The sequence below is a fragment of the Arthrobacter sp. StoSoilB19 genome, from assembly GCF_019977275.1.
Lineage (GTDB): Bacteria > Actinomycetota > Actinomycetes > Actinomycetales > Micrococcaceae > Arthrobacter.
In genome coordinates this window covers 580,708-605,601 of sequence record NZ_AP024650.1, presented here as the reverse complement: position 1 = coordinate 605,601, position 24,894 = coordinate 580,708, and the positions used below count along the sequence as shown (strand labels likewise).

Annotated in this window: 22 protein-coding genes, 1 tRNA gene, 1 other RNA gene and 1 pseudogene; 13 read left to right on the top strand and 12 right to left on the bottom strand. The window is 67.1% G+C overall.

Features of this window, described 5'->3' with window-relative positions; translation table 11 throughout:
• Nucleotides 1-60: 60 nt before the first annotated feature.
• Nucleotides 61-1,254 (bottom strand): MFS transporter, encoded by a 1,194-nt coding sequence (locus LDO86_RS02955; RefSeq protein WP_018771875.1) that lies wholly within the window; start codon nucleotides 1,252-1,254, stop codon nucleotides 61-63.
• A 130-nt stretch (nucleotides 1,255-1,384) separates the two neighbouring features.
• Between LDO86_RS02955 and LDO86_RS02950 the strand changes: the two genes are divergently transcribed.
• Both LDO86_RS02950 and LDO86_RS02945 read left to right on the top strand, forming a co-directional pair.
• Nucleotides 1,385-2,344 carry a D-2-hydroxyacid dehydrogenase family protein gene (locus tag LDO86_RS02950; RefSeq protein ID WP_018771874.1) on the top strand — a complete coding sequence of 320 codons (960 nt, stop codon included), beginning with the start codon at nucleotides 1,385-1,387 and terminating at the stop codon, nucleotides 2,342-2,344.
• A 14-nt stretch (nucleotides 2,345-2,358) separates the two neighbouring features.
• Nucleotides 2,359-2,892, top strand: a complete 534-nt coding sequence (locus LDO86_RS02945; RefSeq protein ID WP_018771873.1) for a GNAT family N-acetyltransferase — start codon at nucleotides 2,359-2,361, stop codon at nucleotides 2,890-2,892.
• A gap of 31 nt (nucleotides 2,893-2,923) precedes the next feature.
• On the opposite strand, the gene LDO86_RS02940 is transcribed toward LDO86_RS02945, so the two are convergent.
• Together LDO86_RS02940 and LDO86_RS02935 are read right to left on the bottom strand one after the other, a co-directional pair.
• Complete coding sequence (locus LDO86_RS02940) at nucleotides 2,924-5,092, bottom strand: glycogen debranching N-terminal domain-containing protein (protein ID WP_018771872.1); 2,169 nt, start codon at nucleotides 5,090-5,092, stop codon at nucleotides 2,924-2,926.
• 57 nt (nucleotides 5,093-5,149) lie between these two features.
• Nucleotides 5,150-6,211 (bottom strand): glycosyltransferase family 4 protein, encoded by a 1,062-nt coding sequence (locus tag LDO86_RS02935; RefSeq protein WP_018771871.1) that lies wholly within the window; start codon nucleotides 6,209-6,211, stop codon nucleotides 5,150-5,152.
• Nucleotides 6,212-6,424: 213 nt separating this feature from the next.
• Here LDO86_RS02935 and LDO86_RS02930 point away from each other — a divergent pair, with 213 nt between their 5' ends.
• Together LDO86_RS02930 and LDO86_RS02925 are read left to right on the top strand one after the other, a co-directional pair.
• Nucleotides 6,425-7,123, top strand: coding sequence for a DsbA family oxidoreductase (locus tag LDO86_RS02930; RefSeq protein WP_018771870.1), 699 nt, complete (start codon nucleotides 6,425-6,427; stop codon nucleotides 7,121-7,123).
• A gap of 35 nt (nucleotides 7,124-7,158) precedes the next feature.
• The gene (locus LDO86_RS02925; protein WP_018771869.1) at nucleotides 7,159-7,863 is read left to right on the top strand and encodes a TetR/AcrR family transcriptional regulator; all 705 of its coding nucleotides are present in this window, start codon (nucleotides 7,159-7,161) and stop codon (nucleotides 7,861-7,863) included.
• An 18-nt stretch (nucleotides 7,864-7,881) separates the two neighbouring features.
• Here the strand turns inward: LDO86_RS02925 and LDO86_RS02920 are convergent, their stop codons facing one another.
• Together LDO86_RS02920 and LDO86_RS02915 are read right to left on the bottom strand one after the other, a co-directional pair.
• The gene (locus LDO86_RS02920) at nucleotides 7,882-8,544 is read right to left on the bottom strand and encodes a LytR C-terminal domain-containing protein (RefSeq protein ID WP_026266166.1); all 663 of its coding nucleotides are present in this window, start codon (nucleotides 8,542-8,544) and stop codon (nucleotides 7,882-7,884) included.
• Nucleotides 8,537-8,836, bottom strand: a complete 300-nt coding sequence (locus tag LDO86_RS02915) for a hypothetical protein (protein WP_026266165.1) — start codon at nucleotides 8,834-8,836, stop codon at nucleotides 8,537-8,539. Before LDO86_RS02915 ends, LDO86_RS02920 begins: the two co-directional genes overlap by 8 nt.
• A 148-nt stretch (nucleotides 8,837-8,984) precedes the next feature.
• Here LDO86_RS02915 and LDO86_RS02910 point away from each other — a divergent pair, with 148 nt between their 5' ends.
• Together LDO86_RS02910 and LDO86_RS02905 are read left to right on the top strand one after the other, a co-directional pair.
• On the top strand, nucleotides 8,985-9,914 hold the full coding sequence (locus LDO86_RS02910; RefSeq protein WP_018771866.1) for a hypothetical protein: 930 nt from the start codon (nucleotides 8,985-8,987) through the stop codon (nucleotides 9,912-9,914).
• Nucleotides 9,915-9,997: 83 nt separating this feature from the next.
• A complete protein-coding gene (locus LDO86_RS02905) occupies nucleotides 9,998-11,635 on the top strand; it encodes a stealth family protein (RefSeq protein WP_043425594.1) in 1,638 nt (545 codons plus the stop codon).
• 17 nt (nucleotides 11,636-11,652) lie between these two features.
• Here LDO86_RS02905 and LDO86_RS02900 read toward each other — a convergent pair whose 3' ends face one another.
• Nucleotides 11,653-12,582 carry a phosphodiesterase gene (locus tag LDO86_RS02900; protein ID WP_018771864.1) on the bottom strand — a complete coding sequence of 310 codons (930 nt, stop codon included), beginning with the start codon at nucleotides 12,580-12,582 and terminating at the stop codon, nucleotides 11,653-11,655.
• A 159-nt stretch (nucleotides 12,583-12,741) separates the two neighbouring features.
• Nucleotides 12,742-13,254 (bottom strand): glutathione peroxidase, encoded by a 513-nt coding sequence (locus tag LDO86_RS02895; RefSeq protein WP_018771863.1) that lies wholly within the window; start codon nucleotides 13,252-13,254, stop codon nucleotides 12,742-12,744.
• A gap of 383 nt (nucleotides 13,255-13,637) precedes the next feature.
• Here LDO86_RS02895 and LDO86_RS02885 point away from each other — a divergent pair, with 383 nt between their 5' ends.
• Nucleotides 13,638-14,102 carry a hypothetical protein gene (locus LDO86_RS02885; RefSeq protein ID WP_018771862.1) on the top strand — a complete coding sequence of 155 codons (465 nt, stop codon included), beginning with the start codon at nucleotides 13,638-13,640 and terminating at the stop codon, nucleotides 14,100-14,102.
• A 122-nt stretch (nucleotides 14,103-14,224) separates the two neighbouring features.
• Here the strand turns inward: LDO86_RS02885 and LDO86_RS20170 are convergent.
• Nucleotides 14,225-14,416, bottom strand: a pseudogene (locus LDO86_RS20170) (M23 family metallopeptidase); the annotation flags it as partial.
• 717 nt (nucleotides 14,417-15,133) lie between these two features.
• Here LDO86_RS20170 and LDO86_RS02875 point away from each other — a divergent pair.
• Complete coding sequence (locus tag LDO86_RS02875; protein ID WP_018771861.1) at nucleotides 15,134-16,069, top strand: oxygenase MpaB family protein; 936 nt, start codon at nucleotides 15,134-15,136, stop codon at nucleotides 16,067-16,069.
• Between the two features lie 83 nt (nucleotides 16,070-16,152).
• Here the strand turns inward: LDO86_RS02875 and LDO86_RS02870 are convergent.
• A tRNA-Ser gene (locus LDO86_RS02870) sits at nucleotides 16,153-16,237 on the bottom strand.
• 391 nt (nucleotides 16,238-16,628) lie between these two features.
• Between LDO86_RS02870 and ffs the strand changes: the two genes are divergently transcribed.
• The 3 genes from ffs (at nucleotide 16,629) to recR (ending at nucleotide 20,858) form a co-directional block, all read left to right on the top strand.
• An RNA gene (gene ffs / locus LDO86_RS02865) (signal recognition particle sRNA small type) lies at nucleotides 16,629-16,725 on the top strand.
• 51 nt (nucleotides 16,726-16,776) lie between these two features.
• Nucleotides 16,777-20,166: a DNA polymerase III subunit gamma and tau gene (locus LDO86_RS02860; RefSeq protein ID WP_224084264.1), complete on the top strand. Its 3,390-nt coding sequence runs from the start codon at nucleotides 16,777-16,779 to the stop codon at nucleotides 20,164-20,166.
• A 92-nt stretch (nucleotides 20,167-20,258) separates the two neighbouring features.
• Nucleotides 20,259-20,858 (top strand): recombination mediator RecR, encoded by a 600-nt coding sequence (gene recR, locus LDO86_RS02855; RefSeq protein ID WP_018771859.1) that lies wholly within the window; start codon nucleotides 20,259-20,261, stop codon nucleotides 20,856-20,858.
• 33 nt (nucleotides 20,859-20,891) lie between these two features.
• Here recR and LDO86_RS02850 read toward each other — a convergent pair whose 3' ends face one another.
• Entirely contained in the window at nucleotides 20,892-22,010 is a 1,119-nt protein-coding gene (locus tag LDO86_RS02850) for a hypothetical protein (RefSeq protein WP_224084263.1), read from the bottom strand.
• Between the two features lie 259 nt (nucleotides 22,011-22,269).
• On the opposite strand from LDO86_RS02850, the gene LDO86_RS02845 reads away from it, so the two are divergent.
• Complete coding sequence (locus LDO86_RS02845; protein WP_018771857.1) at nucleotides 22,270-23,628, top strand: aspartate kinase; 1,359 nt, start codon at nucleotides 22,270-22,272, stop codon at nucleotides 23,626-23,628.
• An 84-nt stretch (nucleotides 23,629-23,712) separates the two neighbouring features.
• On the opposite strand, the gene LDO86_RS02840 is transcribed toward LDO86_RS02845, so the two are convergent.
• On the bottom strand, nucleotides 23,713-23,928 hold the full coding sequence (locus LDO86_RS02840; protein WP_018771856.1) for a hypothetical protein: 216 nt from the start codon (nucleotides 23,926-23,928) through the stop codon (nucleotides 23,713-23,715).
• 118 nt (nucleotides 23,929-24,046) lie between these two features.
• Nucleotides 24,047-24,289: a hypothetical protein gene (locus LDO86_RS02835; protein WP_018771855.1), complete on the bottom strand. Its 243-nt coding sequence runs from the start codon at nucleotides 24,287-24,289 to the stop codon at nucleotides 24,047-24,049.
• A gap of 77 nt (nucleotides 24,290-24,366) precedes the next feature.
• Here LDO86_RS02835 and LDO86_RS02830 point away from each other — a divergent pair, with 77 nt between their 5' ends.
• The gene (locus LDO86_RS02830) at nucleotides 24,367-24,855 is read left to right on the top strand and encodes a MarR family transcriptional regulator (RefSeq protein WP_018771854.1); all 489 of its coding nucleotides are present in this window, start codon (nucleotides 24,367-24,369) and stop codon (nucleotides 24,853-24,855) included.
• The last annotated feature ends 39 nt before the right edge of the window (nucleotides 24,856-24,894 follow it).

Sequence of the window (24,894 nt, the reverse complement as noted above, 5' to 3'; positions counted from 1 at the left end):
TTTCCCAAAGAAAGTGGGCGGGCGTTTGAGTGGCGGAACGTTCGACGGCGGACGCCCGCCTCAGCGCCCTTTCGGCACCTTCCGCACAGACAGGGTAGTGCTGACGAAGAAGGCCAGTACCGACACCAGGATGACCAGCAGTGCGGGAGTCCATGATCCCGAGCTGTCGTGGACGAAGCCCACCAGCGGCGGGGCCACTGCGGCGAGGCAGTAGCCCAGGCCCTGGACGGTGGCGGACATCCGGCCGGCGGAAGCCTGGTCGCGTGCCAGCTTGATGATGGCGATGAAGATCAGGGTAATGCCGCCGCCCTGCGCAATGCCGCCGGACGTGGACCACAGCCACCAGAGCTCAGGCAGCAAAAGCAGCCCGAGGGGAACCGCCAGCCACAACGTACCCAGGGTGACCGCCACCGCCGTCGTACTCATGTATTTGGCCGCGAAGGGCACGCCGAGGCCGCCCACGATGGCCAGGATCTGGAAGATCGAGGACGCGGCGCCCGCCTCGGACGTCGACATGGCGAGCTCGTCGTGGAGGTAGCTGGGCAACCATGCCGTGACGCCGTAGTAGGAGAACGCCTGGCCGCCGAAGCCGGCCGTGAGGCCGAAGGTGGTCCAGCCCGAACCGGCCGCCCGGGGCAGCGGCGCGTCCCCGCCGTCGTCCCCCGATACCAGGAACGCCGTCCGCGGTCCCACGGCCAGGACCCACACCACCACCGCGGCGACTGCCAGGACGGCGACGGCGGCCAGGGCCAGCCTCCACCCCGTCACGGCCGCCAGCGGGGCCATGGCCACCGAGGTCAGGAAGGACCCGATATTCAGGGCGGCGGTGTAGATTCCCATCGCTGTCCCCTGCCGGCGCGGCGCAAAATCACGGCGGATGATCAGCGGCACCGCGATGTTCCCCACGGTGATGGCCAACCCGATGACCACGGTGCCGGCCACCACCAGCACCGGGCCCCCGGCGGAGCGCACCAGCACGCCGGCCAGTACGCCCAGGATGGTCAGCGTGACCGCGAACTCGGCCCCGAATTTCCGGGCGGCCAGCGACGCCAGCGGAGCCGCGAGCGAGAAGCAGAGCACCGGAATGCTGGTGAGCAGTCCCAGCAGTACCGGCGAAAAGTGCAGTTCCGCCTGCATGGGGTCCACCAGGGGCGCGACGGCGACGAAGGGGCCGCGGAGGTTCAGCGCCAGCAGGCCGATGCAGGCCAGCAGGACCCAGCTCTTCGGGACGCGGGAGAGGACGTGGCCGCTCACAGGGGCAAAATCGGGAATGGGCGTGGATTCATCACTCCCATTGCTATCATGCCCGGCGTGACGGGAGTTTTAGGCACCCTGCCATACGATGAACGTGACCCAAGGACGTAGGACACCGCGAAGGACAGCCATGACGCACCGCCTTGCCATCCTCGACGACTACCAGGACGTGGCCCACGGCTTCGCCGACTTCGCGGCCCTGGAGGCGAAGGGTGTCACCGTGACGTCCTACCGGGAGCCCTTCACATCCCCGGATGCGCTGGTGTCGGCGCTGGCAGACACCACCATGGTCATCGCGATGCGCGAACGGACGGCCTTCCCCCGTGAGGTGTTCGAAAAACTGCCGGCGCTTGAGCTGCTGGTCACCACCGGGATGGCGAACGCCTCCATCGACCTGGCGGCAGCTGCTGACCACGGGGTGACGGTGTGCGGTACGCCGGGTTCGCCCTCCGCTGCGCCGGAACTGACCTGGGCCCTGCTGCTGGCTATCGCCCGGCACCTGCCGGCGGAGGAAAACTCGCTCCGGGCGGGTACCTGGCAGTCGACGGTGGGGGTGGAGCTCGCCGGCAAAACCCTGGGCATCGTGGGTCTGGGGAAGATCGGCCGGCGGGTGGCCGCCTACGGGCAGGCGTTCGGCATGGACGTGGTGGCCTGGAGCCAGAACCTCACGGCTGAGGACGCCGCACAGGCCGGCGCCCGGCTGGTGTCCAAGGAGGAGCTCTTCACGGCAGCCGACGTCGCCACCCTCCACCTGCGGCTCTCCCCGCGGTCCGAGAACACCGTGGGCGAGGCCGAGCTGCGGCTGCTGGGCCCGGACGGCATCCTGGTGAACACCGCCCGCGGCCCGCTGGTTGACCAGGACGCGCTGGTCACGGCGCTGAACCAGGGGTGGATCCGCGGCGCCGCCCTGGACGTCTTCGACCAGGAGCCCCTTCAGGCCGGCCATCCGCTCCTGGCCGCGCCGAACACCGTGCTCTCCCCCCACCTGGGCTACGTCACCCAGGAAAGCTACCGGCTGTTCTACGGCGGCGCCCTTGAGGACATCACCGCCTGGCTCGCCGGCGCCCCCATCCGGACCCTCACCGCCTGACCTGGAAGAAACGCATGACCCACACCATCCGCAGGGCAACAACGGACGACGCCGGCCCGCTCGCCGCCCTGGCTTCCGTCACCTTTCCGCTGGCCTGCCCGCCGTCGTCGTCACCTGCCGACATCGCCGCGCACCTGGCCAACACGCTCAGCGAGGAACACTTCAAGGGATACCTCGCGGACCCGGACACCACCATCCTGGTCATCGACGCGGACGGCCGGCTCAACGGCTACTGCCTGCTGGTGGACCGGCCAGCCGCGGATCCGGATGTGGCGTCCGTCCTGACCCTGCTGCCGTCCGTGGAAATCAGCAAATGCTACGTCCACCCGGACTACCACGGACTGGGCGCCGCCGCCGAACTCATGCATGCCAGCCTGGCGGCTGCTGCAGGGACCGGCGGCGCCGGGGCATGGCTGGGTGTCAACAGCCAGAATGCCCGCGCCATCCGCTTCTATGAAAAGTCCGGCTTCCGGAGGGTGGGTACCAAATCCTTCCGGCTGGGCAGCACAGTGGAGCATGATTTCGTGCTGGAGCGCGCACTGCCGTAGCGGTCCAGGTCCTTGATTGGCAGCGCCGCTGTCAGTGCAGCCTGCTGGCGTTCGCGCCGGCGCCCACCCTTTCCACCGGGTAGGCCAGCGGCGGACGCGGTTCGTCCAGGAGTTTCAGCCCCGGCGGGAGACCGTCGATGGTTCCGGTGGATCCGGCGGCGCTGATGGTCACCCGGCTGCTGTCCAGCAGGACGTTTTCCGCCCGGAACGAACCCACGGACTCCGGCAGGATCGGTGCCAGGTGCACCACCCCGCGGGTGAAGACGGGGTCGAACCGGAGCAGGATCCGGGCGAGCTGCACCGGCGCGGCCGCAGCCCAGGCTTGCGGTGAGCAAGCGGTGGGATACGGAACGGGGCCGGGAAATTCGCCGCGGTCAAAGCCGCAGAACAGTTCCGGCAGCCGGCCGTCAAAGTGCTCGGCAGCGTCGAGGATGCCCAAGGCCACCCGCCTGGCTTCGTCCACGAATCCGTAGCGCATCAGCCCGGTGGCCACCAGCGCGGTATCGTGTGGCCACACCGAGCCGTTGTGGTAGCTGACGGGGTTGTAGGCGCCCATGTCCGACGCCAGCGTGCGGATGCCCCAGCCCGTGAACATCTGCGGGGACATCAGGTTCTCCATGACGGACGTGGCTTTGTCCTCGTCCACCACCCCCGTCCATAGGCAATGGCCAATGTTGGAGGTCAGCGCATCAACATGCCGCTTGTCCTTGTCCAGTGCCACCGCGAAGTACCCCTTGTCCGGCAGCCAGAACTTCTTGTTGAACTCCTCCTTGAAAGCTGCCGCCTTTCCGGCCCAATGCTGTTCCAGCCCCGAATCGCCGCTCCAGTGGGCCAGCAAGGACCTGCCCAGGTAGGCGGAGTACACATAAGCCTGGACCTCGCAGAGGGCGATCGGCGCCTCCGCGATGGTCCCATCCGCGAAGTTGATCCCGTCCCAGGAGTCCTTCCAGCCCTGGTTCACCAGGCCATGGTCGTTGGGACGAAGGTATTCCACAAAGCCGTCGCCGTCGCGGTCGCCGTACTTTTCGATCCATTCCAGGGCCCGGTCCGCGTGCGCCAGCAAGGGCTGGATCGCATCCCGGGAGAGCCCCCACCGGCTCAACTCGCCCAGGGTGGAGACGAACAGGGGGGTTGCGTCGACGGTGCCGTAATACGCGGTGCCGCCCAACGACAGGCCGGCGGTGACACCAAGCCTGACCTCGTGCGGTATGCGGCCGGGTTCCTCCTCTGAATCCGGGTCAACCTTCTTCCCCTGGATCCCGGCCAGGGTCTGCAGCGTGCCCAGCGCAAGGTTCGGGTTGACCATCAGGCTCATGTAGGAAGTCAGCAGCGAATCCCGTCCGAACAACGCCATGAACCAGGGCGCACCTGCGGCTACGGCGGCGCGGTCGGGGTGATGGGCGTCGAAGATCCGCAGGGCACCAAGATCGCTCTGGCTCCGGTTGAGCACGTTCTGGAAGCTTGCGTCCTCGACGCTGATCCGCGGGACGTTCTCTTCCCAGGCCAGATGCCGCCGCACACCTTCCCGGTGGTGCGGAAGCTGCCCTTCCTTGAAGGGCTTTTCCGGCGCCTCCCCGTTCACCAGCGGCACCACAATCACGCTGGTGGCCCATTTGCCCCGGGCAGGGACGGTGATGTGAAAACGCAACCCGTCTGTGTCCACGTCTGCACCCCGTGCCCCGATGGCGGAGCCCCGCTGCTGGCCATGCCGTGATGCCTCGATGATGAGCTTTCCATCCACCACGGTGCGCGTTGTATCGTCCGGGCCGGTGGTCCGCCCGCCCTTAACGTCGAAGAGATCGGCCTGATCCGCATCCACGAGGAGTTCGATGTCGCACTCAACAGGCTCCGCCGCGTAATTCTCCAGGCTGATGTCATCCTGCAGGCCGGGCCCGATGTGGCGGACCTGACGGACCACCAACGGGCTGTCGAACCTGCCCCCGGGCCACGCGGCACGGCCAACGAACGTGGCCTCGAACGGATGCGGCCGCTGGGCAGACAGCGGCTCCCGCATCGAGCCGTTGATACGCAGCACCCAGCGGGAGATGATCCGGGTGTCCTGGAAGAACGCGCCGTTCGTGCCGGCGTCTGGGCTGATGTCACCGGTTCCGGCCGATATGCAAAACGAAGAACCCTCCAGGACGGTGACGGCGCCGACGTCCGACCCGGAGGCCTCGTTGTCTTCGTTCCAGGCGGTCATGAAGGACTCCCTTCTCAGGCGATTTGCTGCCGGGGAGCCGGAAGGCCGCCCGCCCCCTTAACGATTTTGGTGCACGGGCGCGGCATCCGGAACCCCTCCGGGCAATCTGCCCGCCAGCAGTTCATCAAAGAGCCTCAGGTGCTGCGCCACCATCCGTTGGGCATTGAACCTCTCCTCCACTGATGCCCGGCACCGTTCCCTGCTCAAGCCGGCTGCTGCCTCAACGAATCCGGGCAAATCCTCTGTCTGCCCCAGGAAGCCCGTCCGGCCATGCTCCACGATCTCGGGCGCTGAACCGACGCGCGTCCCGACGACGGGAGTGCCCGTGGCCAGCGCCTCGATCATCACCAGGCCGAACGGTTCGGACCACTGGATGGGGTTGAGGAAGGCCGTGGCCTCGCCCATCAGGCGGTACTTGGCGGCATCGTCCACTTCCCCCACGAAATCCTCGTTTGGGCCCAGCATGGGCTCGATGACCTCCCGGAAGTAGCGGACCTCGTCCTTCTCCCGCATCTTGACCGCTATCTTCAGGTGCATGCCCACCCTGCGGGCGATCGTGATGGCCTCAAGCAGCCCCTTGTCATGGCATGCGCGCCCCACGAAGCACAGGTAACCGCCGCGGCCGCTTCCCACCGGGACAGTGGAAACGTCCATGCCGTGATGGATCACCTGGGTGACGGGAACCTCGGGAGCGTGTGAAGCCTGGTCGCGGGAGATCGCCACGATTGCCACATCCGGCGCCATGGCCCGGTACAGGTCCTCTGCCTGCTTGTGGAGCGGGCCGTGGATGGTGGTGACCACCGGAACCTTGGCCGGACGGTGGGCGTAGAGCGGGCCGGCGAGCGTATGGTCGTGGATGATATCCACGTCCTGCAGCCCCTTGTAGGCCCGGATCACGTGGCTGAGTTCGGACATGGTTGAGCCAAGCTCGTCCCGGGACGCCGGCCGCATGCCCGGCACCAGCGGCACGGGGCATGTGCTTTCGGAAGGGGCGGCGAGCAGGACCTGGTGTCCGGCGGCCGCGAAGCCACGCGCCAGGGTGTCCACCACCCTTTCGATGCCGCCGTAAGTCAACGGAGGGATGGGAATCCAGGGTCCCGCAATCAGTCCAATTCGCATGTCTGGCCTCCAAGGAAGGGGCCCGAGCTCCCCAGCCGCCAGGCGCATCAACCCGCGGGACCGTTAGGGTCCCGTGGTGTTCTCATTTTGTTTGGCGTCTGCTTCACCTAACTCCGACTATTGCCCAGGATTGCCCCGGCCACAAGAGCGGATGTGTGCCATCTCATAAGGCGCCGGCGGAATGGCCGCAGGCGCGGCCCGGTTGTGCAAGGCATGAAGATTGAGATCTGGTCTGACGTTGCCTGCCCGTGGTGTTTCATCGGGAAGCGCCGGTTCGAGGCGGCCCTGGCAGCATTCCCCCACCGTGACGCCGTTGAGGTGGTGTGGCGGAGCTACCAGCTGGATCCCACCCTGCCGGAACACTACGACGGGACCGAGCTGGAGTACCTGAGCAGCCGCAAGGGCATGCCGTCACGGCAGGTCGCGCAGATGTTTGAGCACGTGGCGGAGCAGGCAAAAGGCGAAGGCCTGGACTACCGCTTCGACAAAGTGGTGGTGGCCAACAGCTTCACCGCGCACCGCCTGATCCACCTTGCAGCGGCGCACGGCCGGCAGGATGCGGCCAAGGAGCGCCTCCTGAGCGACCACTTCGAGCACGGCAAGGACATCGGCAGCCGGGACTACCTGTCCTCCCTCGGCAACGATCTTGGCCTGCCGTCCGATGAGGTGGAGGAGCTCTTCACCACGGACAAGTACACGGACAAGGTCCGGTTCGACGTCCAGGAGGCACAGGGCCTGGGCATCAGCGGCGTGCCGTTCTTCGTGATCGACCGCAAGTTCGGGCTGTCCGGAGCCCAGCCGGCGGAGACGTTCACCGCCGCCCTCACCCAGGCCTGGCAGGCTGCCAACCCGCTGGTCCTGGTCAACTCCTCCGACGGCGGCGCCTGCGGCCCCGACGGCTGCGCGGTGTAGCGCCTTTTACTGACACATCGCGGTAAAGTGTCTACATGCCCAGGATTTCAGCGGCCAGCAATGCCGAACAACGCGCGGACACCCAGCGGCGCATCCTCACCGCTTTTGGCGAACTCCTCTTCACCCATGGCCTCCCGGGGTTGACCATGACAGACGTGGCCAGGCATGCCGGGGTGGGCCGCACGGCCGTCTACAACTACTACGCAGACATCGAAGAACTCCTGATCTCCTACGCCCTGGATGAGACCGAGAAGTTCCTTTCCGACCTGCGTGAATCGCTGGCCCGGCTGGAGAACCCCGTGGAACGGCTGGCCCTGTACGTCCGCGCCCAGGTGGTTGACCTCAGCCGCCGCCACCTCCCGCCCGGACCTGCCATGGGGGCGGTGCTGTCGCCGTCGTCCTTTGCCAAGCTCTCGGACCATGTAGGCGAGCTAAGCGTCCTGTTGCAGGACATCCTGCGTGACGGCATGGAGCAGGGGTACCTGCCGGTGGCGGACGTGGGCCAGCAGTCCCAGCTGATCCTGGGCACCCTGTCCTCCAGTGCGGCCAGGGGCAGCGACGAGCCGGCCGAGCTGGAAGCCCGCGTGGCCAGGACGGTGCGCTTCATCCAGTTGGGTGCGGGTGCGCGGTTCGACGACGACGGGCGGCCCATCCGGGTGGCGCAGCTTCCGCCAGCGGCGCAGCTTCCGCCAGCGGCGCAGCTTCCGCCAGCGGCGCAGCTTTCCGCAGTGGCCGGCTAAGGACCGGCTGGCTGGAGGTCAGGCCGCGGGGGTAACAGGCAGTCTGTTGGTGTCCGCTATGCGCCGGCTTTCCCGGGGGCAGCTGAGCTTTCCCGGCGTCTGGTCCACCAGATCCGGCGGGACCAGTGCCTTGTAGTCCTGCGCCAGGATCACGTCCACGCTGGCGTCGGTCCTGCCGTCCTGGAAGTAGTCCGACCCCGGCACGTTGCGCTGCACGGTGAATGCCGCCGACTGTCCGCCCGCACCTGACACCACGGCCGCCACACCCCGGTAGCCGGCGTTGGTATTCGAGACGTTCCCCACCACGAACTTCCGCGCCAGGAACTCGTCCGCCACCGAGCGCGCCAGCCCGGCCCTGGTGGTGGAGTTGTAGACGTTGAGGTTGATCTTGTCGTTGGGTACGTAGTCGAACATGGAGGCCGGGCAGGAGGAAACCGGTGCCGGGGCGGGCTCGGCGGCGGGGATCTTCAACCGGCCGTTGATGATGGCCATGGCAACGATGATGCCTGCGGCGATCAGGCCTGCCAGGAGGACCAGCACCACCCCGTGCAGCACGCGGCGGCGGACCCGGGCGGTCTCATCGGCATCCGCGGCCGCTTCCATGGCGGCGCGCAGCTCAGGGCCGGAAACAACATGGTGGCCATGAAGGACACTCGGATCCTTCGGCCGCCCCCTAGCCATCGAGCACCAGGACCCGGGCGTGGATCGCGGTGCGCTGGTGCAGGGCGGTCCGGACCGCGCGGTGCAGGCCGTCCTCGAGGTAGAGGGTCCCCTTGTACTGCACTACGTGCGGGAACAGGTCGCCGAAAAATGTGGAATCCTCCGCCAGCAGCGCTTCCAGGTCAAGGGTGCGCTTGGTGGTGACCAGTTCGTCCAGCCGGACCGGTCGCGGCGGCAGCGACGCCCACTGCTTGGGGGTGCTGTAACCATGGTCGGGGTAAGGGCGGCCCTCGCCCACAGCTTTGAATATCACCATGCCACAGTAGGCACCGCGCTGCCCCAGCGAAAGTGGCAGGGCGGACCGGCGCCAGGTTGTAGCCAAACAGTGACCATATGCCATGCGTCCCGGCCGTAGGGCGGACACACAGCGGCAGCGCCTGCCGTGCTGACAGAATGGAACCATGACAGTATCCGAGTCCCCTGCCGCGCCCGTGCCCGGAATCCGCCAGCCGTCCGCGCCGCCGCTGGCGCTCCTGCTTGACGTGGACGGCCCCGTGGCCAGCCCGCTGACGCGGGACGTCAAACCGGACATCATCCTGGACCTGGTGGCGCTGGCCGCAGCCGGCATCCCCGTCATTTTCAACACCGGCCGTTCCGACGCCTTCATCCGCGAGCAGGTCATGGAACCGATGATCGCCGCCGGCATTCCAGCCGGAACTGTCATCCATGCCGTCTGCGAAAAGGGTGCGGTCTGGTTCAGCTACACCTCTGCCGGCCCCGGCCCCATCCACGTGGACCGGGAGCTTGCCGTTCCGGCGGCGTACGGCGACGACATCCGCCGGCTGGTGGCGGAGGACTATGCAGCCCACATGTTCTTCGACGAAACCAAGCGCGCCATGGTGTCCGTGGAGCAGCACATCGATGTGCCCAGCGCGGACTACCTGGCCGAGCAGAAGCTCTTCGACGCCGAGGCCATGGCGCTCATGGGGCGCCACGGGCTGGGCGTTGTCCGCCTGGACCACCACGCACCGAACTCCGACGACGAGGTGGACTACCGCGTGGACCCCACCATCATTTCCACGGACATCGAGTCGGTGCGGCTGGGGAAGGATCTTGGCGCCAGCCGGGCGGTGGAGCTGCTGGCGGCCCAGGGCATCACGCCGCAGGCGTGGCGGACGGTGGGCGATTCCCGCACCGACTACGCCATGGCGGACTGGCTGCACCATAACGACCACCCGGTGAAGCACGTGGATGTGCGGCCGGCGGACGGTGTGCCGGCCAAGCCCTATCCGGTGCTGACCGCAGCGGACCTCGGGCTGGAGGAAACAGTGATCCACGACGACGCCGGCGGGGCCTTCCTGCGCAGCTGGCGTGAGGCGCTGGACGCCTGAGCCCCCTGCCGGGCCGCCGTCGAAACGTCGCCAAGGGGCTTCAACCGGGCCCCGAAACCTTCCGTTACTCCAGCAGGACTATCATGCAGTTAAGAATGCCCACTTCCACCAGCTCGGAGACAACCATTACAGAAGCACCGGTCCAGGACGAGGTCTACTACGGCGGCCAGGCGTCCGTGGAGGAACAATTTCACGCCGAGATCACGTCTCCGGCGGCAGAGCAGCGGCTCAGGCACCGCCCCGATGTCATCCGGCACAAGGGCCGTTTTGCCCTGATCAATGACACCAGGACTCCGTACCAGGCCATGGTGGAGGACCTGCTGTTCCTCCGCAATGTCCTGGCGAACGCGGGCCTCAACTATCTGCTGGTCCGTGGCAACAACGACCGCCCTGTCCTGGCCCTGGACTGGAAGGACCGGAAGAAGCTCCGGGCCGCCCTGGTGGAGGCGTGCCGGGACGAGCCCTTCTATTCCATGACCGTGGACGCCAAGAAGAAGACGTCTGTCCTGGTGGCCGACGGGGAGCTCTCGCCCAACCGGCAGGGCCGCATCTTCCGCCTGTACCGGCCCCGGGTGGAGCCGGTGGGCGGCTTCGAGTTCGGCGCCTCTGCCGGGGTGCAGATCGAACTCTGGTCCTTCGAGGGCGAGGAACTCATCCTTCCCATCGAAAACTCGCTGACCCGCAGGACCCTGCTGCGCCAGGACGCCGTCCGCGGCACCGTGGAACGCTACGGCCATACCTGGCCCACCATCGAGAACATGTTCGCCGACCACGCAAGCGACATCAGCTTCGACATCGACCTCGTCTTCTCCTGGGTGGACGGAAGCTCCCCGGAATACATTGCTGCCCGCCGCGCGCAGCAGCAGGGCGTCGTCCTGGGCGAAGGTGACGACCACGAGGCCCGGTTCCGGCAGATCAATGAACTCAAGTACGCGCTGCGGTCCGTGTACATGTTCGCGCCGTGGATCCGCCGCATCTTCATCGCCACCGACTCCCCCGCGCCTGCCTGGCTGGCAGAGCACCCGTCGGTCACCATAGTCCGCAGCGAGGAGTTCTTCGCTGACCCCTCCGTGCTGCCCACCCACAACTCCCAGGCCGTGGAGTGCCAGCTGCACCACATCGAGGGGTTGTCCGAGCACTTCCTCTACTCCAATGACGACATGTTCTTTGGCCGCCCCGTGGGCCCTGACATGTTCTTCACGCCCGGCGGCATCACCAAGTTCATCGAGGCGGAAACCAGGATCGGCCTGGGTGAGAACGCCGCTGAGCGCAGCGGGTTTGAGAATGCCGCCAGGGTGAACCGCAAGCTCCTGTGGAACCGGTTCGGCCGGATCACCACCCGCCACCTGGAGCACACCGCCGCGCCGCTGCGGCGCAGCGTGGTGGCCCAGATGGAGGAGGAGTTCCCCGCGGAGTTCAGCAAGACGGCAGCCAGCCGCTTCCGCGCTGCGGACAACATCTCCGTGACCAACTCGTTCTACCACTACTACGCACTGCTCACCGGCCGGGCCGTTACACAGACAGCCGCCAAGGTCCGCTACGTTGACACCACCATGCGCTCAGGGCTGAAATACCTGCCCAAGCTGCTGGCCAAGCGGAACATGGACTTCTTCTGCCTGAACGACGGGAGCTTCCCGGAGATCAGCGCGGACGAGCGCGCCGAAGTGGTCACGGACTTCCTGGAAAGGTACTTCCCCATCAAGGCGCCCTGGGAGAAGTAGCCCGGTCCAGGCTGTAGTCACCGCCTGGTGGACGCTCCGAGCTTGGCGTTGCCGCGCTGCTTGGTGGTCTCCGGGATCCGGATCCCCGCAGCCTCCAGCCGCCGGGCCGTTTCCTCGGGTGACACGTACTCGCCCACCGTTGGTGAAGCGCCCAGCGGGACCACGGAGTGCACGATGGTGTGCTCGTAGACGTGCACCAGGTTGAAGGCCTGGCCGCCGTCCTGCCCGCGCGTGCCTCCTACCGGGACGTTCAGGTCCTGGGTGTAGCAGGAGGCGGAAGCGACCGAGACGGGGACGCCGGCGAAGCTGGCCGTAGTGGAGTAGTGCAGGTGGCCGGCCAGGATGGTGCGGACGTCCGAGTTGCGGACCACTGCCTCCAGCGAGGCCTGGTCGCGCAGTTCCACAAGCACGGAAAGGTCAAGCACGGACGGGACCGGAGGGTGGTGGAGGGCCAGGATGGTGCCGTCCGGGGCAGGGGTTTCCAGCTGCCGGGCCAGCCAGTCCAGCTGGGCGCCGCTCAGTTCGCCGTGGTGGAAGCCCGGCACAGTGGTGTCCAGCGTGATGACGCGCAGCCCATTGATGAAGTAGCTGTGGTCCACCGGCTCGTCGCTGCCGGGCTGGTCGAGCAGGCCCTTGCGGAAGTTGGCCCGGTCATCGTGGTTTCCCATGGCCCAGATGACCTGGGCGCCGAGCTCCTTGCAGGCAGGGTCCACAATGGCCCGCAGTTTCACGTAGGCCCGGGGATCGCCTTTGTCAGCGAGGTCGCCGGTGAAGATGACGGCTTCCGGCCTTGCGCCGGATGCTTTGACTTCGTCGAAGAGCTGGATGAGCCTGGCTTCGCTGTCGACAGTTCCGTAGAGGGGGTCTGGACCTCCCAACAGGTGGGGATCGCTCAGGTGGAGTAGGAAGTGGCGTGGCCGGGGGTGTTCGGCCTCGATGTGCTCCATTGCTACCTCTATGGTCGGTGGGAAGCCGTTCTTCCCTTGTACCCTTCAGTAATATTTATCCAATCAGACATTTGGCAAACTTGGGGTAAATCGCCGGAGCTGATGTGGAAAAAGTTGGAAGAACTGCGCTTTTGCAGACCCGGTTCGGCCAGACCGCGTTTATCCGAGCTCCTGCTCGACCGCGTCGATGACCTCGGCCGAGTCCGGTTCAACGGTGGGGGCAAAGCGGGCCACCACCTCGCCGTCGCGGTTAACCAGGAACTTCTCGAAATTCCACTTCACCAGCCCCGGCAGCAGCCCCGTTTTGAACTTGGTGAGCTCGGTGTAGAGCGGGTGCTGATTCCTGCCCCGGACATCGGCCTTGGCGGTGAGCGGGAACGTGACCCCGAAATTGCGTTCGCAGAACTCCGCGATGTCGCGGTCGGTTCCGGGCTCCTGCCCTGCGAACTGGTTGCACGGAACGCCCAGGACCTCGAATCCGCGGTCCCGGAACTTCTCGTAAAGGGCCTCCAATCCGGCGTACTGGGGGGTGAAGCCGCAGTTGGAGGCCACGTTGACCACCAACACCACTTTTCCCTTGAACTGGCTGAAGTCCGTCCGGGTGCCGTCGTTGAGGACCAGCGGGATGGGATACAGCGGCGCATGCCGTCGGGTCTGCGGAAGGTTGCTCATATGGTCAGTTCGTTGCCGAGGTCCCACCGTACGGGTCCAAAGTGAAGATTTCCTAGGCCGCCGGGGTGGTGGCCGTCGCGCTTGGCGTCATGGTTGACGAGGTGGTTGCCGTGGGCTCGGGTTCTGCCGGCGGAGGCGCCGGGGTTGGGGTTGGCGTGGGGCTCGGGGTTGGGGTCGGGGTTGGTGTCGGTTCGAGGGTTGTCTGCGCCGGGGTTGGGGTTGGCGTGGGGCTCGGGGTTGGGGTCGGGGTTGGTGTCGGTTCGAGGGTTGTCTGCGCCGGGCTCGGGGTTGGGGTCGGTTCGAGGGTTGTCTGCGCCGGGCTCGGGGTTGGGGTCGGTTCGAGGGTTGTCTGCGCCGGGGTTGGGGTAGCGGCCGCTGGAGCGGTGGGCGATGGTTCAGTCGGCGTCGGAGTTGGACCAGGGTCACTGGGCGACGGCGACGGCGACGGCGTCGGGCTGGGTGAGGCCGTCGGAGTTGACGTTGAAGTTGCCGGGTCAGTCGGCGACGGCGTCGGGCTGGGCGAGGCAGTTGGATCACTCGGCGAGGCCGTCGGAGTTGCCGGGTCGGTCGGCGACGGCGACGGGCCGGGCGCGGGGTCCGTGGGCGACGGCGACGCAGCACTCCCCGAAGGTTCAGCGGGTGGCGGGGCCGTCGTCGTCAATTGCGCGTCAGGGGGCGCAAGCACTACACCCGTCGCCTCCGAGGGCGCAGGTGCCGGTGCAAGCGGCAGGAGTGGCGGGAAGGGTGAAACCTGCAGCCCGGCAGCGGGGATTTCTCCGCCCGGATCCACCCGGAGGGGGATGGTCCAGCTGATCCTGCCGGCAGACAGCCCCTGGCCGGGCGCATAGGAGACCATGTCGGCAGGAAGGGCCCAGTTCAAAGTGCGGAGCTGCAGGAAGCTCCATCTGAGGGGGTTTGTATACCGCCCGTTCAGGATGGCCTCGAAATGCAGGTGGCAGCCCGTGGACCATCCGGTGGTACCAACGCGCGCGATGACTTGGCCTGCCTGCACTGTATCGCCCGTATGGACGCCGATGGACTCAAGGTGGTTGTAGGTGGTGATGAGGCCGTCGCCATGATCGATCTCCACACGGTTGCCGCCGCCCCAGGGATGCCATCCGGCCGCCCGTACAACACCGGCGTCGGCTGCGTGGACGGGCATGCCGCAGGCCGCTGCATAATCCTGCCCCAGATGGAAATCACCAGCAGTCCCGCTGATCGGGCTGACCCGGAAGCCGAACGGCGAACTCGGCTCGAGGAGCTGAAGCGGGGCCATCAAAAAGCCGGCTCCGGGCCTGCCCGTGCCCGCCGGCCCTACTGTCAGGGCCGCCGGGGCATCTGCGCCCGTACTTCCTATCGCCGTATGTGGGAAGGCCAGGGTGACCATAGGACTGGACAGGATGGCCGGCGGAAGGGCGCCGGCGCCGACCTGGTCCGACGCCGGCGGACCGGGTTCCCTTTGCGCTTCCTCGATGCTGTTCCCGCCGGATGTTCCGCCGGGGACTGCAGCACCCTCGGTCCCGGTGCCCGCAACTGATCCCGTCCACTGCACGGGCCCTGCCGGGCCGGCAGAAAGGTTGACGGCATAAACGGACGCCGCCAGCACCCCCGCCGCGGCGACGGCGCGTGCAACGGGGGGAAAGCTACGCTGGGCCGGCTTTCTGGTGCCGGGCGCTGGATTCTTGCCCAAGTGACTGACTCCACGTCGTGGCCTGCCGCCCGTTGTCTCGACGGTATGTCCCATGGGACCACAGCACCGCAGGGGTGGAAACCCCATGGGTGCACATTGCGGGTTTTTTGCGGGCGTTAGGGGGTTGGGAGTTTCCGCTGCTCAGGAGGTTGGTCGCGGTGCCCCTGCAGAAATGGGCAACAATATCTCATGCGCAATGTCCTTCGTACATGGCAGGACGAAATCAAGAAGACCTTTTCAGGGAAGGCTGATGCACCACCGGACTGGTCGCTGCGGCTGGCGGAAGGCGACGACGCCGGCTACCACCTGCCCGGCTCGGCCGTCTGGGCAGTCCATGGCTCCATGACGCCGATCGTTGGCGGGATCCGGACACTGCTCATGCAGTCGCTGCACCCCGGTGCCCTGGCGGGAGTGCACGAACACTCCAACTTCCGGGAAGACCCCTTGCGCCGGCTGGCCAACACCATCCGGTGGATCTTCACGGTGACATACGGCTCAACGGCGGCCGCGGAGGAGGCAACACGGCGTGTCCGCCGGCTCCATGAGCCGGTCCAGGGCACCTACAAAGACAACGACGGCGGCACACGCACCTACAGTGCCAACGACTCCGGGCTGGCCGGCTGGATCCATATCGCCTTCACGGATGGCTTCCTGGCAGCCCATAAGATCTGGGGCGGACCCATTCCTGGCGGCCCGGACGCCTACGTCCGGGAGTGGGCCCAGGCCGGGCGGCTGGTGGGAGTGGACAACCCGCCGCTGACCGAGGCGGAGATGCGCGGCCAGCTGGACCAGTGGTACACGCAGGGCGTCCTGCGCGCGGACGACAGGGTGAAGGAAACGGTTCAGTTCATCCGCAACGCTCCGCTGCATCCCCTGCTGAAGCCCGGTTACCGGATCCTGTTTGCGGCCGCCGTCTACAGCTTGGAACCCCGGTACCGCCAGATGCTCGGGCTTTCCGTTCCACGGCTGGGCCCCTTCCCCCTGCCCGTGAGGCTGGGCACAAAGGTGGTGCTCGGCGTCGTCCATCTTGCCCTGGGCGGGCTTCGCCGGCGGATGGGTCCCAGCGAACTGGCTGCGAGGCAGCGCCTGAGGCGGCTGGGCGAGCCTTTGGCGGACATGGCCTAGGGGGGGGTCCACGACCACGAGCCCATGACGGAGGAAACGCAAGAACCCGGCCCCGGAATCACCGGGGCCGGGTTCTTAACCGGCGGAGAATGGGGGATTTGAACCCCCGAGGGCGTTAACCCAACACGCGTTCCAGGCGTGCGCCATAGGCCGCTAGGCGAATTCTCCAACTGCTTCTGAATCAAAAGCAGGTATTAGATTACCTGAACTTTTCCGCATCGCCCAATTGGGCTGTTCGGAGCAGGATTTCCGCGCTCCCCTGCCCGTGCCCGGAGACGCCTGCGCATCGCCCTTAAGCTGGAAATGGACGCCCCCAACGCGCCCATTCCCCGATGCACCGTTGAGCTGCCGGGTCCGTCCCGTTCAGCCAGGCCACGCAGCTCACAACCTTGAGATTGCCCCAATCGGTGTACATACCAATGATCGCGGCTGCCGGTGGGATAAGCAATGAAGACCGCCGTCTGAATAGCTTCCGGCACTGTGTTGTTCCCCAGAAGCGGGCTCCGGGAAGCAGGCGACGGCCGATTCGAGTCGAGCCGGATGTTCGGGTAAAGTAGCTCGCGGCCCCTCATGTGGCGTCATCCTGTTGAACTCCCCCAGGACCGGAAGGTAGCAAGGGTAGACGGGCTCTGGCGGGTGCATGGGGGGTCTTTACTATTCCCCCACAGGGCGGCATGATGTCGGCCCGGATTGGTAGGGTTTTCTCTGTGACAGTTACTACCGCCCTGTACCGCAGATACCGTCCCGACTCGTTCGCTGACGTTATCGGGCAGGAGCATGTCACCGAGCCGTTGATGACGGCTTTGCGGAAAAACCGGGTCAACCACGCCTACCTCTTTTCCGGCCCCAGGGGCTGCGGCAAGACCACGTCCGCCCGCATCCTGGCACGCTGCCTCAACTGCGCCCAGGGCCCTACGGACACCCCCTGCGGAACCTGCCCCAGCTGCGTTGAGCTGGCCCGCGGCGGTTCCGGTTCCCTTGACGTCATCGAGATTGACGCGGCGAGCCACGGCGGTGTTGACGACGCGCGGGACCTCCGCGAGCGCGCCACCTACGCCCCGGTGCGGGACCGCTACAAGATCTTCATCATCGACGAAGCCCACATGGTCACCTCCGCCGGGTTCAACGCCCTGCTGAAGATCGTCGAAGAGCCGCCGGAACACATCAAGTTCATCTTTGCCACCACAGAGCCGGACAAGGTCATCGGAACCATCCGCTCCCGGACCCACCACTACCCCTTCCGGTTGGTGCCGCCCGAGCCGCTGATGGCTTACCTTGAGCTCCTGTGCCGCCAGGAAAACGTTCCCGTCGCCCCCGGCGTCCTGTCACTGGTCATCCGGGCCGGCGGCGGCTCTGTCCGTGATTCGCTCTCCGTCCTGGACCAGCTCATGGCAGGCGCCGGACCCCATGGACTGGACTATGAGCTCGCCGTTGCACTGCTGGGCTACACCCATGCCTCGCTGCTGGACGACGTCGTGGAGGCCGTGGCCGCCTCCGACGCCGCCACAGTCTTCCGCGCCGTGGACCGGGTCATCCAGACCGGGCACGATCCCCGCCGGTTCGTGGAGGACCTGCTGGAGCGCTTCCGGGACCTGATCATTGTCCAGGCCATGCCCGAAAGTGCGCACGCCATCCTTCGGGGAATGCCCGCGGACCAGATCGCCCGCCTGCAGAACCAGGCCCACAACCTTGGCGCCGCCGAACTCTCGCGGGCCGCGGATGTCACCAACACGGCCCTGACCGAAATGACCGGAGCCACGTCCCCGCGGCTGCACCTGGAACTGCTGTGTGCCCGGATCCTGCTGCCCAGCTCGGAACAGAATGAGCGCGGCATGGCGGCCCGCATTGACCGGGTGGAGCGGCGGCTCAACTACACAGGGAACGACGTCACCGCTCCGGCGGCCCAGGCTGCTCCCGCAACGGCAGTGCCGGCAGCCGCAACTTCCGCCGCCACCCCGGGCACCTCCTCGCCCGAGCCCCTGCACCCAGCGGTGGCGGCCGGCCCTTCCGTTCAGGCGGCACCACAGTCACAGGCCCAAGCCGTCCCCACGCCATCCGAACCCACCCGGCCCGGCGCTGCCGAGTCCATTCCGGCCCAGGCCGCGCCCGCCCGGCCTGGCACTGACGCGCCCCGGAGCCCGCTGACACCGCCGCGGGTAAGCACCAATGACTGGCCTGTCGAGGACCCGGCGCGCCTCGGGACACCGGAGCGCCCCGCCGCCGCACGCACCGGCCAGGCAGCGCCCCAAAGTAACGCAGCGCCCCAAAGCAATGCCGTGCCGTCCAGCAGCGCAGCACCGCAAGCCAATGCCGCGCCGCCAAGCAACGCAGCAACGCCAGCCATTGCCGCATCCCGGTCTCCGGAGGACCGGCAGGCTTCCGCCCAGGCAGCGGTGCCGTCGCCGCACCAGGAGGCGCCCGCCAGGCCCGCCCCTGCGGCTCCCGCGGCCATGGGTGACGTGGAGGTCCTCCGCAGGGCGTGGCCGGATGTCCTGCAGGCACTGTCCAAAATCAAGCGCAGCACCTGGGCCCTCGTTGAGCCCAACGCGCAGGTCAGCGCCTTCGACGGCAGTGTTGTGACCTTGTCCTTCACCACGCCGGGACTCGCGGGCGCCTTTGGGAGGGCGGACCACTCGGACAACCTGCGCCAGGCCATCCACAAGACCGTCGGCATCGACTGCCAGATCAACGCGGTTTCCGGCGGCACCAGCCAAACGAGCTCTGTGCCAAACCCAAAAGCGCCGTCCAGCCCGGTGGTTCCGGCCACTTCAGCTGACGTTGCCTGGGGGCTTGCTCCTGCCCCCGCGCAGCCTGTCCCGCCGGCGCAGGCTCCCACAGCCGCCCCACCCGCGGCTCCGGCGGGCGGAAGCCCTGAGAGCCCCGCCGCTGCCCGGAACCCGGTGCCTGCCCAGGGTTCCGCTGTTGGCAGAAGCTCCGGGAGCACAGCTGTTGCCGCAAGCCCGGAAGCCGTACCGGAGGGTACTCCCGCTGTGGCCGGCTCTCCAGGCGCAGGTCCGGTGACCGACGCCGGCGTGCGCGGCCACGGGGACGCACAGCCCTCCCGTCCCGGCGCCCAGGGCCCGGGATCAGCCGCCGGCGCCTCTGGCCCGGACGCCGGCCAATCCCCCTACCCGTCGGCGGGTGGCGACTACTCCTACTCCGACGACGACTGGGGCCCGCCGCGGGATGAGGACGCTCCCCCGCTGGATGAGGAACCCCCGATGGACTGGGTGCCCGCCACGCCGTCCGGCAACCGGGCAACGCCACCACCCCCCGAAGTGGGCGGCAGCCAGGAACCGTCAGGCTCCCGCGGTGATGCCGCTGCGCGCCCCCGGGGGGCAGCAACCAATGGTTCCACCCCGGACACCGTTGCCCAGCCCGGCAGCACAGATGCGGGTCCGGCCCACGATCCCTGGACACGGGCTGTGGAACAGGCCCCCGGCGTCTGGGTTGTCGGAGACAAGAGCAACGTGGGTGCCAACCCCGCACCCGGCTCTGTACCCGATAACATCGGAACACAGGCCGACGTTCCGCATTACGCCCCTGCAACAGCCCAGGTACCGCCCTCCATCCCCGTTTCACCCGCGGCCGCGGCCCCTGCCCCTGCCCCTGTCGCAGCAGCGGGATGGGGTTCGGGCTCGAGTACGGGTTCCATCGCAGGTTCCGCCCCGGGTGCAGTCTCCGGCCCCGGTCGCGGCGCGCCCGCCGCGGGATCCTACCCGGCGCAGTCCCCCGCCTCCGCTCCCGCGCCGGAATTCGCCATGGCCTCGGCGGCAGCCGCCCGGGTGGCCAAGGCAGCGGTTGCGCCCTCCCGTCCCCAGCCGGCGGCGGCTGCACCCGTGGCCGGACGGACTGAAACGCGGCAAAGCCTCTACCAGCGGCTGTCCAACAGCCCAGAGGCTGAGGCAGGACGGGCGAAGGCACCGGCCAGGGCCGCGTCCGCACCCAGCGCCTATGTCCAGGACGTGCCCAGCGCCGACGATGAAACCATCGAGGAGTCCGGCGTCTTCGGCCGGGCTGCCGTGGAACGCATCCTGGGCGGAAAATTGATCGAGGAGCGGTCGCTGGACGGAAGCCCGGTCACGCCACGCTATTGACGGCCGGCAAGGTCGACCGCCGGCGGGCAGCCCCGCAGCCATGACCAACTGAGTGTTCCACCCGCCATCCACACCAAACTAAAGAGGGAAACGTGTACGAAGGTGCTGTCCAGGAGCTGATCGACGAGCTCGGACGCCTTCCGGGGGTGGGCCCCAAGTCCGCACAGCGGCTGGCGTTCCACATCCTTGAAGCCGACCCCCAGGATATGAAGCGGCTGGTGGAAGCAATCACCACGGTCAAGGAGCGGGTCAAGTTTTGTACGGTCTGTGGCAATGTCACGGAGCAGGAACTGTGCAACATCTGCCGCGACCCGCGCCGTGATCCCGCGATCATCTGCGTGGTGGAGGAATCCAAGGATGTCCTGGCCGTGGAGCGCACCCGTTCGTTCCGCGGCAGGTACCACGTGCTGGGCGGTGCCATCAATCCCATCGCCGGCGTGGGACCGGAACAGCTGCGGATCCGCGAGCTGCTCACACGGTTGAACGACGGCGAAATCCAGGAAGTGATTATCGCCACCGATCCCAACCTTGAGGGCGAGGCAACGGCTACTTACCTGGCCCGCATGCTCAAGACGATCGGCATAGCCGTCACCCGTCTTGCCTCCGGCCTGCCCGTGGGCGGTGACTTGGAGTATGCGGACGAAGTCACCCTGGGCCGGGCCTTCGAGGGCCGGCGCAACGCCCTGGGCTGAGCGCAGGCGCCCGGTTTTTCCGAAGCACGCCCTTCAGGCCGGATCACCCCGTGCCCCGTCGCGGCGCCGCGCTGCGCGGTAACCTCCCGCCACGACGGCGCCGGCAATCGCCGCCTGGCCAAGGAGCCCCATCCCGGGCATGGGCGCCCGGGGCTCGTCCCGGCTGCGCGGTTGCCCCTGCACGCATGGCACTTGCATCCCGTCCGCAGCTTCCTGAATCGCTGCGGGCACCCATCCCAGGACCCGGCCGGCGCGGTCTGCCTCCGCCCCAGCCATCAGGAACAGGACGGGCGGGCTCAGCGCCGGGAGCCACATCAGACGCTCGGTGTGGTAAACCTCGCTGATGCCGGCCTCGATCTCGGAGCATCGGAAGGCCACGTGGGTTCCGTCGCGCGCCCGTTCGACATTCAGCGCCACCGTGACACGTTCCTCCGCCCGGACCAGGGGCAACAATCCGATGGCTGCGGCCGGGGCCCCTGCCACAAAGGCCAAGGCCAGCAACCCGCCGGCGGCATTCGCCAGGCGCCGACGTCCAGCCCATGCGGAGAGCCCAGCGCCCATGGCACCGAACACCACGCACTCCACCAGGACGACGCCCGCAGAAACGGCCGCCACTGCCCCCGAAGCGCCCGCGATCCAGGCCTGCACCAGCAGTACACCGAGAACAACAGCTGCCAACACCAGTCCCCGCAAAGCCGTGGCCAGCAGTACCGCCAACAGGGCAAAACCTCCGGTACGCCCCCTCACGCCGCGGAACCTGACCTCCGCTCGCACGCCCCAGGCAACAGCGGGCAAAGTGGCGGTCGCCGGCATCAGGGCTGACGCCAGCGAGTAGACCAGCATGGGAAAGACCTCCCGACCGGCCCCACCGCCCAGGGGCGCCAGCAGGACCACGGAGCCGGCAGCAGCCCACGTGCACAGGACCGCGGCCGCCACCGTAAACCAGAACCGGATGGTTGTCAGGCTGACCAGCCAGTCGGCCAGTCCCTTGACCAGGCTTGTCCTTGCGAAGCCCGGGCGTGGAGACCCGGAACGGCCGGTATCCAGGCCCTCGTTGGCGCTTTCCCCGCCGCGCTTATCCGCGTCCGGGCCGATCGGCTCAAAAACCGGCTCCTGGGGCATTCCTGCAGTTGGCTGCGGGTCGTCGGCCACTACGGAATCCTCCATATCTCCAAAGGACCCCCGGCCCTGTGCCTGCCAAGGTCCGGGCTACGGCCCGTGAAGCCGGGTAACTGGTCCCATCGTGGTCCACCACCCCGGGCCTGTCCATAGGAACCGTCGTGGCCGGTATGTGGTCACAATTCAACGCCGCTCCGGGCGCGGCGATAAACTGTCGGAGGAAAGTCGCGCCGTCCCGGCGTCAGGCTGCCTGGTTTCCCAGAACTCCAATTGATCCAATGAAGGTACGCGCATGAGTACGCCCACTGCCGAAGTGCACAACGCAACCCAGCCCCAGGTGGCCCCCGCCGCCGGCGCGGTGACGAAACAGCTCATCGTGCAGAAATTCGGCGGGTCCTCCGTTGCGGACGCCGACGGGATCAAGCGCGTGGCAAAGCGCGTCGTGGATGCCCAGGAAGCCGGCAACGAGGTAGTCGTAGTCGTCTCAGCCATGGGTGACACCACTGATGAACTCCTGGACCTCGCTGCCCAGGTGACCGACTCCGCCCCCGCCCGCGAAATGGACATGCTCCTCTCGGCCGGTGAACGCATCTCCATGGCCCTGCTGGCCATGGCCATCAACAAGCTCGGCGCCTCCGCCCAGTCCTTTACCGGGTCCCAGGCAGGCATGATCACCGACGGAATCCACGGCAAGGCCCGGATTATCGACGTCGACCCGCACCGCATCCGCACCGCCCTGGACAAGGGCCACATCGCCATCGTGGCAGGCTTCCAGGGCATGAGCCGGGCCACGAACGAAATCACCACGTTGGGCCGCGGCGGCTCCGACACGACGGCGGTGGCTCTGGCGGCTGCCCTCGAAGCGGATGTCTGCGAGATCTACACCGACGTGGACGGAATCTTCACCGCCGATCCGCGCGTGGTCCCGTCGGCACAGAAGATCGACACCATTTCCAGCGAGGAGATGCTGGAGCTCGCCGCCTCGGGTGCCAAGATCCTCCACCTGCGCTGCGTGGAATACGCCCGCCGGTTCGGCGTCCCCCTGCACGTCCGTTCCTCATTCAGCCAGCATGAAGGCACCTGGGTCATCCCCAGCGCCGACGACAAGATCACCACTCAAGAGGGAGTTGCCTTGGAGCAGCCAATCATCTCCGGCGTTGCGCATGACCGTTCCGAAGCGAAGGTCACCGTGGTCGGCGTCCCCGACATCCCCGGCAAGGCCGCCGCAATCTTCCAGGTCATCGCCGATGCACACTCCAACATCGACATGATCGTCCAGAACGTGTCCACCCATGGCACGGGCAAGACCGACATCTCCTTCACCCTGCCCATCGTTGAAGGCGCGGACGCCCTGGCCGCACTTCACGCTGCCCAGGACCAGATCGGTTTTGAGGCCATTGAATACAACGAGCAGATCGGCAAGCTCTCCTTGATCGGTGCCGGCATGCGCTCCCACCCGGGCGTCTCCGCCACCTTCTTCAAGGCGCTGTCCGACGCCGGCATCAACATCAACATGATCTCCACCTCGGAAATCCGCATTTCCGTGGTGACCCACGCCGACCTGCTGGATGAGGCTGTCCGCGTGATCCACAAGGCGTTTGGGCTGGACACTGAAAGCGAAGCGACGGTTTACGGGGGCACCGGCCGCTAAGGACTCAACGAAAAAGCCGGGCTGCCTCTCCTCCCACGGGAAAGGCAGCCCGGCTTTTTGGTCTTACCGTGCGCCTGGACAGGTTTAGCTTTCGCGTTCCAGGTCTTCGCGGCGCACCGCGTAGTGGTGGCCGGTTGAATCGGTCTCGACCACGAAGTGCGAGAGTTCCTCTTCGGAGGCCTGTTCGAACTCATCATGCTTGTGCACTACAGGCGCATCGGCATCCAGCCGGGTGGCGGGACCAAAGACAAAGCGCAGCCTGTCAGTCAGGCTCATGAAACCGCTGAGGACATGTGCCACTGTTTTCCACCCCCTTCCCGGACCTCGGGCGAAAGTGCAGCAGGCTCCGGCAGGAGCCAGTGCCCTTATTTTAGACCCGGGGCAGGAAAAAGGCGCCTGTTCGCGGCGGAACGGGCTGCTAGCGCAGGGACCGGTCTTCGGGGTTCCGTGGCACCACGTAAGTGCTGCCGTCCGGCCTGGTGATGGTTTCCCACTGCTGGGTTTCCGCCTGGCGCTGGACCAGCAGCCGGCGGTTTTCTTCGGTCATGTCGTGCGCCAGCGCGGTGCGGCTGGCGGGGCCGAAAACCGCCCGCAGCTTGCCTGTGGCGCGCATGAAGCGCTGGGAAGCATTGCCCTTGCCTGCGGACTTATCCCTGCCCATGAAGAGGCTTCCTTCCACTCACTGTTCACCTCCAACAAATGTACACTAATGATTAGTGCACTAACAATGGAGGACGTATGACCGCCGCAGCAGAAGCGCAAACGGAAGAACACTCTGCAGAAGGGCCATCCGGGGTGCAGGAGGACGACCTGCTGCTGGAGCACCAGCTCTGCTTCGCCCTCACGGTGGCTGCCCGCAGTGTGGTGGGGGCCTATAAACCCGTGCTCGAGAAGCTCAACCTCACCCATCCGCAATACCTGGTGATGCTCTGCCTGTGGGAAGACAGCCCGCGGACAGTAAGGAACATCAGCGAGGCCCTTGCCCAGGAGCCGGCCACCATTTCCCCGCTCCTCCGGCGGCTGGAGGCAGCGGACCTGCTCACGCGGCACCGGGCGGACGGAAACGAGCGCGCCCTCGCCGTCGAACTCACGGCCAAGGGTGCCGCCCTGCGGCAGCAGGCGCTCAAGGTACCGGGGACCATGATGGAGCGGCTCGGGCTGACCCGGGAGCAGGTGACGGAACTGCACGCGTCCATGATGGGCCTGATCGCTGCGACGTCCCGTTAAGTGCCGGCAGGACCCGTCCCGGGCACGTCGGCAGGGCGT

What these genes read in the sequence shown, in the direction of transcription:
- LDO86_RS02835 (WP_018771855.1), bottom strand. Translation starts at nt 24,289, where the DNA reads ATGGGCAGGGATAAGTCCGCAGGCAAGGGCAATGCTTCCCAGCGCTTC.
- LDO86_RS02845 (WP_018771857.1), top strand. Translation starts at nt 22,270, where the DNA reads ATGAGTACGCCCACTGCCGAAGTGCACAACGCAACCCAGCCCCAGGTG.
- LDO86_RS02900 (WP_018771864.1), bottom strand. Translation starts at nt 12,582, where the DNA reads ATGGAGCACATCGAGGCCGAACACCCCCGGCCACGCCACTTCCTACTC.
- LDO86_RS02895 (WP_018771863.1), bottom strand. Translation starts at nt 13,254, where the DNA reads ATGAGCAACCTTCCGCAGACCCGACGGCATGCGCCGCTGTATCCCATC.
- LDO86_RS02925 (WP_018771869.1), top strand. Translation starts at nt 7,159, where the DNA reads ATGCCCAGGATTTCAGCGGCCAGCAATGCCGAACAACGCGCGGACACC.
- LDO86_RS02930 (WP_018771870.1), top strand. Translation starts at nt 6,425, where the DNA reads ATGAAGATTGAGATCTGGTCTGACGTTGCCTGCCCGTGGTGTTTCATC.
- LDO86_RS02935 (WP_018771871.1), bottom strand. Translation starts at nt 6,211, where the DNA reads ATGCGAATTGGACTGATTGCGGGACCCTGGATTCCCATCCCTCCGTTG.
- LDO86_RS02945 (WP_018771873.1), top strand. Translation starts at nt 2,359, where the DNA reads ATGACCCACACCATCCGCAGGGCAACAACGGACGACGCCGGCCCGCTC.
- LDO86_RS02875 (WP_018771861.1), top strand. Translation starts at nt 15,134, where the DNA reads ATGCGCAATGTCCTTCGTACATGGCAGGACGAAATCAAGAAGACCTTT.
- LDO86_RS02910 (WP_018771866.1), top strand. Translation starts at nt 8,985, where the DNA reads ATGACAGTATCCGAGTCCCCTGCCGCGCCCGTGCCCGGAATCCGCCAG.
- LDO86_RS02920 (WP_026266166.1), bottom strand. Translation starts at nt 8,544, where the DNA reads ATGGCTAGGGGGCGGCCGAAGGATCCGAGTGTCCTTCATGGCCACCAT.
- LDO86_RS02830 (WP_018771854.1), top strand. Translation starts at nt 24,367, where the DNA reads ATGACCGCCGCAGCAGAAGCGCAAACGGAAGAACACTCTGCAGAAGGG.
- LDO86_RS02940 (WP_018771872.1), bottom strand. Translation starts at nt 5,092, where the DNA reads ATGACCGCCTGGAACGAAGACAACGAGGCCTCCGGGTCGGACGTCGGC.
- LDO86_RS02950 (WP_018771874.1), top strand. Translation starts at nt 1,385, where the DNA reads ATGACGCACCGCCTTGCCATCCTCGACGACTACCAGGACGTGGCCCAC.
- LDO86_RS02905 (WP_043425594.1), top strand. Translation starts at nt 9,998, where the DNA reads ATGCAGTTAAGAATGCCCACTTCCACCAGCTCGGAGACAACCATTACA.